Genomic DNA, 12,444 nt, shown 5'->3' with positions numbered 1-12,444 from the left:
TGGGTTACACCCTGAATACAATTGACTTGATTCATCCGCTCCCGGCGTGTGGCACGCAGGTGCTGCAAATATGCCATGCCCTTGGCTTCAACATCAGCTTGTTAAGACATGCCCTGAAAAAAATTCTCCCACGGCTGTAACCCTTTTTACGCGAGGCACGAATTACTCCATGAGCCGCCGGTAAAGACCACGGCCACACTCTCAGGAGATTCACCCATGAAAACCCTCGCCCTCACCACTGCAGCACTTGCTCTCGCCTCGCTTGCAGGCGTTGCCATGGCGGCCGACAGCACGCAACCCGCAGGCAGTGGCGCTGCCATGGAAAAATGCTACGGCGTCGCCATGGCAGGAAAGAACGATTGCAAGGCCGGCGCCGGTACCAGCTGCGCAGGCAGTGCGAAGAAAGACTACGACGGCATGCACTGGAAAAACGTCCCCGCCGGCACCTGCACTTCGATCAAGACACCTGCCGGCATGGGTTCGCTGACACCTCACAAGTCTTGATCAGGGGAAACCGACCATGAACGCAGACGCACGAATGGGCGCCGGAATCAGCCTGAAGGCCGAGCACTACGACCAGGCGCTGGCGTGCAATCTCGAAGGGCTCTGGTTTGAAGTTCACCCGGAGAACTACATGGTCGGTGGCCCTCGCCTTGCCTGGCTGAACCGCATCGCAGAGCGGCACCCGGTCTCATTGCATGGTGTGGCACTTTCGCTGGCGGCTGATGCAGCCCCCGATCAGGACCACTTGCAGCGTCTGCGCGCACTGTGCGATCAGACCGAACCGGTACTTGTATCAGAGCACCTGGCCTGGTCCACCTGGCAGGGGCACTACCATCCAGACCTGCTGCCATTTCCCCGCAGCAACGAAGCCCTGCAGCGCATCGCTGAAAACATCCAGCGATGCCAGGAGGTATTGGGCCGGCGTATATCCATCGAAAACCCCAGTCATTACTTGCAGCTGCAGGGCCATGACTGGGACGAGATCGACTTTCTTGGCGAACTGACACGTCGCACGGGTTGTGGCCTGCTGCTGGACATCAACAACGTCTATGTGAGTGCTCACAATCTGGGGTTCTCGGCAACTGCCTACCTGGACCGCTTTCCAGCGCAAGCCATCACAGAAATTCACCTGGCCGGGCACAGCGATGATGACCAAGGCAACCTGTTGATCGACTCCCATGATGCGCAGGTGGCCGAGCCTGTGTGGGCGCTGTACCGCCAACTGGTTTCCCGTGTCGGCCCGCGCCCGACACTCATTGAACGTGACGACAAGCTTCCCCCGTTCACCGAACTGCTTGCTGAACGGTCCATCGCACAGTCGATCATGACTTGCCCAGGTGTATTGCCATGAACCTTTCCCTTGGTCAGTTCCAGCACGCATTCATCGAGGCACTCTATTCCCGCCCTGCTCCCCAGCTTTCGGGAGTGACCGAACAAGCGGCATTCGCGGTTTATCGCAACACGGTGCTGGCCGGCTGCGTGGATGCGCTGCGCGCAAACTTTCCGAGCGTGTGCACACTCGTCGGGCGCGCCTGGATGGATGAGACCGCGGCAGTCTATGCGCGGCAATTTCCCCCCAGCGATCCCCGGCTGATCTGCTACGGCGCAACCTTTCCGGATTTCCTCGAAGACATTCAGTCACAGCATGCTGTGCCGTATCTGGCGGATGTCGCGCGCCTGGACCTGCGTTGGACAGAAGCCTTCAGCGCGCCGAACGAACCGTGCCTGAACCTTGTCGAGCTGGCAGGCATGACCCCCAGCGATCTGGATCACGGTTGCCTGCCCCCCCGTGCCAGTGCCCGCTGGTACTGGTGCGAAGCGCATCCTGTGTACACCCTGTGGCGCTGCGCCCGCGAACAGCTTGCCTGGCCCCATGACCAGCCATGGGTGGGCGAAGGGGTACTGTTTGTCGGGACCGCTGATGGCGTATGCCATCAGCCGCTGGGGAAAGGTGGCCATGAGTTTCTCAAGGCCTGTGCGGCCGGACACTCGCTGATGCAGGCCTCAGACCTGGCGCGACACGCAGAAACCGACCTGGACTTCACCGAGATGCTCGGGCGCCTGATGACAGCCCAGGCTTTTCGCCCACTCGCCTTCACAGGAGAACACCACCATGGCTAGTGTCGATTTCACACCCCCGGCCAGCAGCTTGCGGCGCGCCTGGAACCACGTTGCGCAGAGCATCGAGCGCCGGTTGAGCGATGACCTGTTGTGCCTGGTCGCCCGGCTCGGGATCGCCTCGGTATTCTTTCTTTCCGGGCGCACCAAAGTGGAAGGTTTCCTTACCCTCACACCCAGCACCTATGAGCTGTTCCGCACCGAGTACGCGCTGCCGCTACTCTCGCCCTGGCTTGCAGCGCACCTGGCAGCCTACGCTGAGCACTTGTTCCCGCTATTGCTGGTGCTCGGCCTGATGACCAGGCTATCTGCGCTGGCACTGCTGGGCATGACCCTGGTGATAGAAGTGTTCGTATACCCCGATGCGTGGCCCACCCACCTGACTTGGGCAGGGCTCTTGCTGCTCCTGGTCGCACGTGGCGCCGGCGCGTTTTCGCTGGATCATCTGCTGAAAGTGAAATGACCGAAGGCCAATTGGCACCTGCCCTGTTCACGCAGCAATCGTATCGTTTTCGCTACACTGTAGCGAAAACGATACAAGCCCGCCTCGACGTGGGTGCACAAGGGTTTGATGCTCAAACCCTTTTCCTCCCATGAGCACTTGTAACGATATCATTCCATACAAAAAATATGGCTTTCCACCATATTTACGTAAGCAATTGATAAAAAAGAAGTTTTTTATATTGGCCGCATTATTGCTTAGGGAATCCTACCCTAAGAGCGCGGCGCCACCGCGCCCCACGCCCTGCTTCCCGAGGATTTCCCATGAGCGAGTTGCGTTTCACTGAAGATCACGAATGGCTGCGCGTCGAAGCCGATGGCAGCGTCACCGTGGGCATCACCGCCTACGCCCAGAATGCCCTGGGCGACGTGGTTTTCGTGCAACTGCCAGAGTTGCAGCAGTATGAGAAAGGCAGCGAAGCGTCCACCGTCGAATCGGTCAAGGCCGCCAGCGGCGTGTACATGCCACTGACGGGTGAAGTGGTCGAAGTCAACGGCCAGCTCGAAGACAGCCCGGAACTGGTCAACGAAGACCCGATGGGCGAAGGGTGGTTCTTCCGCTTCATCCCTGCCGATGCAGAAGCCGTGACCGCTCTGCTCGATCAGGACGCCTACGACCGCCTGCTCAAAGCCAACGACGACGCCTGAGGACACCCGCCATGACCATCAACCTCGGCACCGCCAACGAATTCATCGCCCGTCACATTGGCCCGCGCGCCGCTGACGAACAGGCCATGCTCACTGCACTGGGCTTCGACTCGCTGGACGCCATGACCGCTGCGGTCATCCCCGACAGCATCAAGGGCACTAGCGTGCTTGGCTCGCATGACGGCCAAAGTGAAGCGGATGCGCTGGCCGCACTCAAGGCCATCGCCGGCAAGAACCAGCTGTTCAAAAGCTACATCGGCCAGGGCTACTACAACACTCACACTCCGGCGCCGATTCTGCGCAACCTGCTGGAAAACCCGGCCTGGTACACCGCCTACACCCCATACCAGCCAGAAATTTCCCAGGGCCGCCTGGAAGCGCTGCTGAACTTCCAGACCCTGATCAGCGACCTCACCGGCCTGCCGATCGCCAACGCCTCCTTGCTTGACGAAGCCACGGCTGCGGCCGAGGCCATGACCTTCTGCAAGCGCCTGTCGAAGAACAAGGCCAGCCACACCTTCTTCGCCTCGGTACACTGCCACCCGCAAACCCTCGACGTGCTGCGCACCCGTGCCGAGCCGCTGGGTATCGAAGTTGTGGTTGGCGACGAGCGCGAGCTGGGCGATGTCAGCGCCTTCTTCGGCGCCCTGCTGCAATACCCGGCCAGCAACGGTGAAGTGTTCGACTACCGCGAGGTCGTACAGCGTTTCCATGCTGCCAACGCACTGGTCGCCGTAGCAGCAGACCTGCTGGCCCTGACCCTGCTGACCCCACCGGGCGAATTCGAGGCTGACGTGGCCATCGGCAGCGCCCAACGCTTCGGCGTGCCACTGGGCTTCGGTGGCCCGCACGCGGCTTACTTCGCCACCCGCGACGCGTTCAAGCGCGACATGCCTGGCCGCCTGGTCGGCGTGTCGATTGACCGCTTCGGCAAAACCGCCCTGCGTCTGGCCATGCAGACCCGCGAGCAACACATCCGCCGCGAAAAGGCCACCAGCAACATCTGCACCGCCCAGGTGCTGCTGGCCAACATCGCCAGCATGTTCGCCGTCTACCACGGCCCTGCCGGCCTCAAGCGCATTGCCGAGCGCACCCATGCCCTGACCGCGATCCTTGCCGCCGGCCTGAAGGCGCTGGGCGTACAGGTGGTAGGCGCCAGCGCCTTCGACACCCTGACCCTGGCCACCGGCACTGCCACCGCCAGCCTGCATGGAAAGGCACGCGCCCAAGGCATCAACCTGCGCCAGATCGATGCCGCCCATGTGGGTTTGTCTCTGGACGAAACCAGCACTCAGGCTGACGTCGAGTCGCTGTGGCAGCTGTTGGGTGGCGAGCAGGCACAGCCTGACTTCACCGCACTGGCCGCCAGCACCGGCTCCCTGCTGCCTGCCGCCCTGCTGCGCCAGTCGGCCATCCTGGAACACCCGGTGTTCAACCGCTACCACAGCGAAACCGAGCTGATGCGCTACCTGCGCCGCCTGGCCGACAAGGACCTGGCGCTGGACCGCAGCATGATCCCGCTGGGCTCGTGCACCATGAAGCTGAACGCCGCCAGCGAAATGATCCCGGTCACCTGGGCCGAGTTCGGCAACCTGCACCCGTTCGCCCCGGCCGAGCAGAGCCAGGGCTACCTGCAGATGACCACCGAACTGGAGGCCATGCTGTGCGCGGCCACTGGCTATGATGCCGTGTCGCTGCAGCCCAACGCCGGCTCGCAGGGCGAATACGCCGGGCTGTTGGCGATCCGCGCCTACCACCGCAGCCGTGGTGAAGGCCACCGCGATATCTGCCTGATCCCGTCGTCGGCCCATGGCACCAACCCGGCCACCGCACATATGGCTGGCATGCGTGTCGTGGTTACCGCCTGTGACGCCCGTGGCAACGTCGATGTCGAGGACCTGCGCGCCAAAGCCATCGAGCACCGCGAGCGCCTGGCTGCAATCATGATCACCTACCCGTCGACCCACGGCGTGTTCGAGGAAGCGATCGGCGAAATCTGCGCGATCATCCACGACAACGGTGGCCAGGTGTACATCGACGGCGCCAACATGAATGCCATGGTCGGACTGTGCGCGCCAGGCAAGTTCGGCGGCGACGTTTCCCACCTGAACCTGCACAAGACCTTCTGCATCCCGCACGGTGGTGGTGGCCCGGGCGTTGGCCCGATTGGCGTCAAGTCGCACCTGGCGCCGTTCCTGCCAGGCCATGCACAGCTGGAAAACACCCAGGGCGCGGTATGCGCTGCGCCGTTCGGTAGCGCCAGCATCCTGCCAATCACATGGATGTATATCCGCATGATGGGCGGTGCCGGCCTCAAACGTGCCTCGCAAATGGCAATCCTCAACGCCAACTACATCGCCCGCCGCCTGGAAGAGCACTATCCTGTTCTGTATACCGGCGGTAATGGCCTGGTGGCTCACGAATGCATTCTCGACCTGCGCCCACTGAAGGACACCAGCGGCATCAGTGTCGACGACGTGGCCAAACGGTTGATCGACTTCGGCTTCCACGCCCCGACCATGTCTTTCCCGGTGGCTGGCACGCTGATGATCGAACCGACCGAAAGCGAGTCCAAAGAAGAACTGGACCGCTTCTGCAACGCGATGATCCAGATCCGCGAAGAAATCCGCGCGGTGGAGGACGGTAGCCTGGACAAGGACGACAACCCGCTGAAAAACGCCCCGCACACCGCGGCTGAGCTGGTTGGCGAATGGACCCATGGCTACAGCCGCGAGCAGGCGGTATACCCGCTGGCGAGTCTGGTGGAGGGCAAGTACTGGCCGCCGGTCGGCCGGGTCGACAACGTGTTCGGCGACCGCAACCTGGTGTGCGCCTGCCCGTCGATCGAGAGCTATCAGGACGCCTGATTGCGCTCAGGCCCGCTACCTGACTTGAGGTGTGGACCTCTGTGGGAGCGGGCACGCCCGCGAATGCGATGATGACTTCACCGACGCATTCGCGGGCACGCTCGCTCCCACAGGGTTCACCGTCCGCCTAATTTCCCCGGCTGGAGGAACCACCATGTCACTGAGCGTCTTCGACCTGTTCAAGATCGGCATCGGCCCCTCCAGCTCCCACACGGTCGGCCCGATGCGCGCCGCTGCGCGGTTCGCCGAAGGGCTGCGCCGTGATGGCTTGCTTACCCGCACCGCCAGCGTCAAAGCCGAGCTGTATGGCTCACTGGGCGCCACAGGCAAAGGCCACGGCAGTGACAAAGCCGTGCTGCTGGGCCTTGAAGGCGAACACCCGGACATTATCGACACCGACAGCATTCCCGCTCGCCTGCAAGCCATCCGCGACAGCGGACGCATCAACCTGCTGGGCGAGCACAGCATTGCGTTCATCGAAAAGCAGCACCTGGCGATGATCCGCAAGCCGTTGGACTACCACCCCAACGGCATGATCTTCCGCGCGTTCGACGACGCAGGCCTGCAAATCCGAAGCCGCGAGTATTACTCGGTAGGCGGTGGTTTCGTGGTCGACGAGGACGATGCCGGCCACGACCGCATCGTCGAGGACACCACGGTGCTGGCCTATCCGTTCAAGACCGCCAAGGAGCTGCTCGGCCACTGCACCGCGCATGACCTGTCGGTGAGCCAGGTGATGCTGGCCAACGAGACCGCCTGGCGCCCAGAAGCAGAAACCCGAGCCGGGCTGCTGCGCATCTGGCAGGTGATGCAAGATTGTGTCGCTGCTGGTTGCCAGCATGAGGGCATATTACCGGGAGGGCTCAAGGTCAAACGCCGTGCGCCGGCCCTGTACCGCCAACTGAGCGGCCACCCGGAGGCCAGCCTGCGTGACGCCCTGTCGGTGCTCGACTGGGTCAACCTCTACGCCTTGGCAGTGAACGAGGAAAACGCCTACGGCGGTCGTGTGGTTACGGCCCCTACCAACGGCGCAGCGGGCATCGTCCCGGCAGTCCTTCACTACTACATGCGCTTCGTGCCGGGTGCCAGCGAGGACGGGGTGGTGCGCTTTCTGCTCACCGCCGCAGCCATCGGCATCCTGTACAAGGAAAACGCCTCCATCTCCGGTGCCGAAGTGGGCTGCCAGGGCGAGGTCGGCGTGGCCTGCTCGATGGCCGCCGGGGCGCTGTGCGAAGTGATGGGTGGCAGCGTGCAGCAGGTGGAGAACGCCGCCGAAATAGGCATGGAACACAACCTGGGCCTGACCTGCGACCCGATCGGCGGCCTCGTTCAGGTGCCCTGTATCGAGCGCAATGCGATGGGCTCGGTGAAGGCCATCAACGCGGTACGCATGGCCCTGCGCGGCGACGGGCAGCACTACGTGTCGCTGGACAAGGTCATCCGCACCATGCGCCAGACCGGCGCCGACATGAAAAGCAAATATAAAGAGACCGCCCGTGGCGGCCTGGCCGTCAACATCATTGAATGTTGACCCGACAATGACAGCAAGGAGTCATCGATGTCCGAAACACTGCTCAAGACCCCACTGCATGCCCTGCACCTGGAACTGGGTGCGCGCATGGTGCCGTTCGCCGGCTACGACATGCCGGTGCAGTACCCGCTGGGTGTGCTCAAGGAACACCTGCACACCCGCGAGCAGGCCGGCCTGTTCGACGTCTCGCACATGGGCCAGATCATTCTGCGTGGTGCTGACGCCGCCAAGGCGCTGGAAAGCCTGGTACCGGTGGATATCATCGACCTGCCGGTGGGCATGCAGCGCTATGCCATGTTCACCAATGAGCAAGGCGGCATTCTTGACGACCTGATGGTTGCCAACCTGGGCGACGACACTCTGTTCCTGGTAGTCAACGCGGCCTGCAAGGCGCAGGACCTGGCTCACCTGCAAGCGCACATCGGCAGCCGCTGCGAGGTGCAGCCGCTGTTCGAGGAGCGTGCCCTGCTCGCCCTGCAAGGCCCGGCTGCGGTCAAAGTGCTGGAACGCCTGGCTCCAGAAGTGGCCGGCATGATCTTCATGCAGTTGCGCCGGGTAAAGCTGCTGGACGTGGACTGCTTCGTCAGCCGCTCGGGCTACACCGGCGAAGACGGCTACGAGATCTCGGTACCGGTCAACGCTGCCGACGCCCTGGCCCGCCGCCTGCTGGCCGAGCCGGAAGTACAGCCGATCGGCCTGGGCGCACGCGACTCGCTGCGCCTGGAAGCTGGCTTGTGCCTGTATGGCCATGACATGAACACCGAGACTACGCCGATCGAAGCCAGCCTGCTGTGGGCGATTTCCAAGGTGCGCCGTGCCGAGGGTGCACGTGCTGCCGGCTTCCCTGGTGCCGAGGCGATCTTCGCCCACGTGCGCGACGGGGTCGCGCGCAAACGCGTAGGCTTGTTGCCTCAGGAGCGTACGCCAGTACGCGAAGGCGCGGACATTGTCGACGCAAACGATAAACCGGTGGGTAAAGTATGCAGCGGAGGCTTTGGTCCGACACTCGCTGCACCTGTCGCAATGGGTTATATCGATAGTGAACATGCTGCACTCGACACTGCACTGTTTGCCGTGGTGCGTGGAAAGAAGGTGGCCTTGAAAGTCAGCAAAATGCCTTTCGTGACACCACGTTACTACCGTGGCTGAAACGGCTTTGTGAAGGTTTTGGGCAGCGTCGACATATTCGTTTTCGAACCTGCCCAATAACTTTTGAACATGGCGCCAGGCCAGGCGCCATGCCGTTTCCGACAAATCGGTCGGTTATCGGCAAGCGGCCAGTTTTCCATACGACCAAGGGCTTGTTTTTCGCTCGGGAGTTGGCGTAGAGTCACTGCACTGTGTTTGCATGGGTCGCAACAGTTCGTGACCTGGGCCAGTAGCCGAGATTTGCTACAACCCGTTCGACGTCTCTTACTTCCTGCAACCCAGCCCAGTAGTCTTTCGCTTACAAAAAAGTGCGAAAGAAACTGTCATCAAAATTTAAGTTTCATAGGAAATAAGACAATGGCTGAGCGTCAGAAGGGTACCGTCAAGTGGTTCAATGACGAAAAAGGTTACGGCTTCATTACCCCAGAAAGCGGTCCGGATCTCTTCGTGCACTTCCGCGCTATCGAAGGCAACGGCTTCAAGAGCCTGAAAGAAGGCCAGCAAGTCACCTTCGAAGCAGTCCAGGGCCAGAAAGGCATGCAGGCTGACAAGGTTCAACCTGTCTGATCCAGCGCCAGACTTTGAAAAGCCCCTGCCAAGTGCAGGGGTTTTTTTTTGCCCGTAGAATAGTGGGCTCGTATTTTGGAGCGTCCTGCATGTCCAAGCCTCTACTCACACCCCAGGGTGATTTTCCGCCGGTCAGCCTGGGCCGGCGCCTGGCTGCAATGTTCTATGACTTTTTGCTGTGTACCGCACTGCTGATCGTTACCGCTGGCGCCTACAAGATGATTCAGATGTCGATCATCGGCGAAGCACGTATGCGCGAGCTGACCGAGGCCGGCGCACTGGATGGCGACCCACTGCTGTCTACGGTATTGCTGTTTGCCCTGTTCGGCTTCTTTGCCAAGTTCTGGACCCACAGCGGGCAGACGCTGGGTATGCAGGTGTGGGGCGTCCGGGTGCAGAATGCCGATGGCTCGGCCATCAGCCTGTGGCAGGCGCTGTTGCGGTTCGTCGTGTCGATCGCCTCGTGGCTGTGCCTGGGGCTGGGTTTTTTCTGGGTGCTGATCGACAATCGCAAGCGTGGTTGGCATGACATCTATTCGGAAAGCCAGCTGGTGCGGGTTCCTAAACAGAAAAAATAAGCCACAAGCTTGGCGTTGCCGGTTCGGCCCTTTCTTGATGCCTGCGCGGTACCTGTAGGAGCGGGTTTACCCGCGAAGAGGCCGGGACAGCTCAACACCCATGAAAAAGCCGACCCTGAGGTCGGCTTTCTTGTGCAGCTCAGGCTATTAGCCTGCCCGGCGCAGCAACCACACGCCCGCCAATGCACAGATACCTGCCGGGATCACCACCGCTAGCAGCGGCGGGAAGCCGAATACCTGACTCGAAGGCCCGAGCAGGTCCTGGCCAATGCGAAACACGAAGCCCACCAGTACACCCGTGAACACGCGCTGACCGAGGGTTACCGAACGCAGCGGGCCAAAGATGAACGAGATCGCCATCAGCACCAGAGCCGCCGTTACCATCGGCTGCAGCACCTTGGTCCAGAACGCCAGCCAGTAGCGGGCGTTGTTCAGGCCCTGGTCAGACAGGTAGTGGATGTAGTCCCACAACCCGGTAATCGAAAGCGACTCCGGCGCGAGGATTACGGTATTGAGCAGCTCTGGCGTGAGCGAAACATCCCAGCGCTCCTCTGGCGCGTTGACCACCTCGGTATGGTCGCCACGGAAGTAGGTGGTACGCACATCGGCGAGCAGCCAGTGGTCGCTCTGGTACTGTGCGCGGCGGGCAAAGCTCGAGGTGACGATCTTGCGCTCGCTGTCGAAGCGGTAGCGGGTCACGCCCAGCAGCAGGCCATTGGGCTGTACGGCGTTGATGTGCACGTACTCCTCGCCCTGGCGGTGCCACATGCCGCGCTTGGAGCTTTGTGCCTCACCACCACCCTGAGCCAGAGAACGGTCGGCCTGAGCCTTGTTCTCAGTCACCGGAGCCACATATTCGCCAATCAGCAGACCAACCAGCATCAGCACCAGCATCGGCTTCATCACCGCCCAGACGATGCGGCCGATGGACACGCCGGCCGCACGCATGATGGTCAGCTCGCTGCTGCTGGCCAGACTGCCCAGGCCGATCAGGCAACCGATCAAGGCGGCCATTGGCAACATTTCATACAGCCGCCGAGGCGCGGTAAGCAGGACAAAGTTGCCCGCTTCCATCACTGTGTAGGTGTCACTCAGGTCGCTCATCTCATCGATGAAAGCGAAAAGTGAAGCCAGGCCGAGGATGATCCCCAGCACGGCCAGGATGGCCAGCAGCACGCTCTGGCCGATGTAGCGATCGAGCTTAGCCATGGGCCACCTCCGCACGGCGGGCGGCGCGTTTGAGGCGCAGCGGCTCCCAGTACATCAGGCCAAGGCCGATCAGCAGGAACAGGCCGTGTACCCACCACATGCCCAGGGCAATCGGCAGTTTGCCCTTCTCGAGGGCGCCGCGTACGGAAATCAGCATTGTCAGGTAGGCCATATACAGAAGAATTGCCGGCAGCAGCTTGAGGAAGCGGCCCTGGCGCGGGTTGACCCGCGACAGTGGCACTGCCAGCAGGGTGACGACGAACACCAGGATCGGCAGCGACAGCCGCCATTGCAGCTCGGCGCGCTCACGCAGGCCCTTGGCGCCGATCAGTTCGGAGGTGGGAATAGCTTCGCGCTCGGTCACTTCCTCGGCCACTTCCGGCTTGGGCAGCAGCACGCCGTAGGTGTCATACTTGATGGCGCGGTAGTCGGCCTGGCCCGGATTGCCGTCGTAGCGGTAACCGTTTTCCAGAACCAGGTAACGGTTGCCGTCGGCCTGGATTTCCTGGTGACCTTTTTCAGCGACCAGCACCGATGGGGCGCGGTCCTTGGTCTTGTCCTGGTTGAAGCGCTTCTCGGAGATGAACACCCCGCCCAGGTTGATGCGGTCATCCGACAGTTGCTCGGTATAGGTTACCCGCGAGCCATCACGCAAGGTCTGGAAGCGGCCCGGCACCAAGGTATCGAACTCGGTCAGGGCATCCTGCTGGCTGATGATCTGCTGCACCTGGGCCACGCCCTGCGGGGCCAGGCTCATGCTCAACCAGGCCACCAGCAGGGCAACCAGGGCAGCCGGTGCCATGGTCAGGCCCAGCAGGCGCTGCTGGCTCATGCCTGTGGCCGACAGCACGGTCATCTCGCTTTCCAGGTACAGGCGCCCGTAAGCCAGCAGTATGCCGAGGAAGAGCCCCAGAGGCAGGATCAGTTGCAGGAAGCCTGGCAAGCGGTAGCCCATGATCAGGAACAACACGCCAGGGTCGAGCACGCCTTGGGCAGCCTGGGCCAGGTACTTGATGAAGCGCCCGCTCATGATGATCACCAACAGCACAGCGCTGACGGCGCTCAAGGTCACCAGGACCTCGCGGGACAGATAACGAAAGACGATCAAACCAGACACTCCTGGGTTGTCAGGGCGGACAGCCATGCAATGGCGCCAAACAATGACTTAGTACATCCAAGACCAATGCCGGTTCGCCAAAGGCGAACCTCCATGTAAAGTGCGCGCATTATCCTGTGATTGACCGCCCCTGTCACTTGGCCGCGCACGAAGGTG

12 protein-coding genes are annotated in these 12,444 nt (G+C 61.7%); 10 read left to right on the top strand and 2 right to left on the bottom strand.

Features of this window, described 5'->3' with window-relative positions; translation table 11 throughout:
* Positions 1-216: 216 nt before the first annotated feature.
* The 10 genes from ACE4QZ_RS07360 (at position 217) to ACE4QZ_RS07315 (ending at position 9,962) form a co-directional block, all read left to right on the top strand.
* On the top strand, positions 217-504 hold the full coding sequence (locus ACE4QZ_RS07360; RefSeq protein WP_021781885.1) for a DUF2282 domain-containing protein: 288 nt from the start codon (positions 217-219) through the stop codon (positions 502-504).
* 16 nt (positions 505-520) lie between these two features.
* Positions 521-1,354, top strand: a complete 834-nt coding sequence (locus ACE4QZ_RS07355; protein ID WP_181005337.1) for a DUF692 domain-containing protein — start codon at positions 521-523, stop codon at positions 1,352-1,354.
* Positions 1,351-2,124, top strand: a complete 774-nt coding sequence (locus tag ACE4QZ_RS07350; protein ID WP_103463213.1) for a DNA-binding domain-containing protein — start codon at positions 1,351-1,353, stop codon at positions 2,122-2,124. Before ACE4QZ_RS07355 ends, ACE4QZ_RS07350 begins: the two co-directional genes overlap by 4 nt.
* Complete coding sequence (locus ACE4QZ_RS07345) at positions 2,117-2,584, top strand: DoxX family protein (RefSeq protein WP_021781882.1); 468 nt, start codon at positions 2,117-2,119, stop codon at positions 2,582-2,584. The genes ACE4QZ_RS07350 and ACE4QZ_RS07345 overlap by 8 nt, the downstream gene beginning before the upstream one ends.
* 302 nt (positions 2,585-2,886) lie before the next feature.
* Complete coding sequence (gene gcvH, locus ACE4QZ_RS07340) at positions 2,887-3,270, top strand: glycine cleavage system protein GcvH (RefSeq protein ID WP_003255087.1); 384 nt, start codon at positions 2,887-2,889, stop codon at positions 3,268-3,270.
* An 11-nt stretch (positions 3,271-3,281) separates the two neighbouring features.
* Positions 3,282-6,137 carry an aminomethyl-transferring glycine dehydrogenase gene (gcvP, locus tag ACE4QZ_RS07335; protein ID WP_028698094.1) on the top strand — a complete coding sequence of 952 codons (2,856 nt, stop codon included), beginning with the start codon at positions 3,282-3,284 and terminating at the stop codon, positions 6,135-6,137.
* Between the two features lie 154 nt (positions 6,138-6,291).
* Positions 6,292-7,668 carry an L-serine ammonia-lyase gene (locus ACE4QZ_RS07330; protein ID WP_410480422.1) on the top strand — a complete coding sequence of 459 codons (1,377 nt, stop codon included), beginning with the start codon at positions 6,292-6,294 and terminating at the stop codon, positions 7,666-7,668.
* A gap of 27 nt (positions 7,669-7,695) precedes the next feature.
* Complete coding sequence (gcvT, locus tag ACE4QZ_RS07325; RefSeq protein WP_021781879.1) at positions 7,696-8,817, top strand: glycine cleavage system aminomethyltransferase GcvT; 1,122 nt, start codon at positions 7,696-7,698, stop codon at positions 8,815-8,817.
* Positions 8,818-9,174: 357 nt separating this feature from the next.
* The gene (locus ACE4QZ_RS07320; RefSeq protein ID WP_014589840.1) at positions 9,175-9,384 is read left to right on the top strand and encodes a cold-shock protein; all 210 of its coding nucleotides are present in this window, start codon (positions 9,175-9,177) and stop codon (positions 9,382-9,384) included.
* 89 nt (positions 9,385-9,473) lie between these two features.
* Positions 9,474-9,962, top strand: a complete 489-nt coding sequence (locus ACE4QZ_RS07315) for an RDD family protein (RefSeq protein WP_021781878.1) — start codon at positions 9,474-9,476, stop codon at positions 9,960-9,962.
* A 147-nt stretch (positions 9,963-10,109) separates the two neighbouring features.
* On the opposite strand, the gene lptG is transcribed toward ACE4QZ_RS07315, so the two are convergent.
* Positions 10,110-11,171 (bottom strand): LPS export ABC transporter permease LptG, encoded by a 1,062-nt coding sequence (gene lptG, locus ACE4QZ_RS07310; RefSeq protein ID WP_021781877.1) that lies wholly within the window; start codon positions 11,169-11,171, stop codon positions 10,110-10,112.
* A complete protein-coding gene (gene lptF / locus ACE4QZ_RS07305; protein ID WP_021781876.1) occupies positions 11,164-12,279 on the bottom strand; it encodes an LPS export ABC transporter permease LptF in 1,116 nt (371 codons plus the stop codon). The genes lptG and lptF overlap by 8 nt, the downstream gene beginning before the upstream one ends.
* Positions 12,280-12,444: the final 165 nt, after the last annotated feature.

The organism is Pseudomonas sp. DCA-1 (genome assembly GCF_046523955.1).
Lineage (GTDB): Bacteria > Pseudomonadota > Gammaproteobacteria > Pseudomonadales > Pseudomonadaceae > Aquipseudomonas > Aquipseudomonas putida_Y.
Note: the sequence above shows the minus strand (reverse complement) of the source record. Positions and strands in the feature narration are given on the sequence as shown.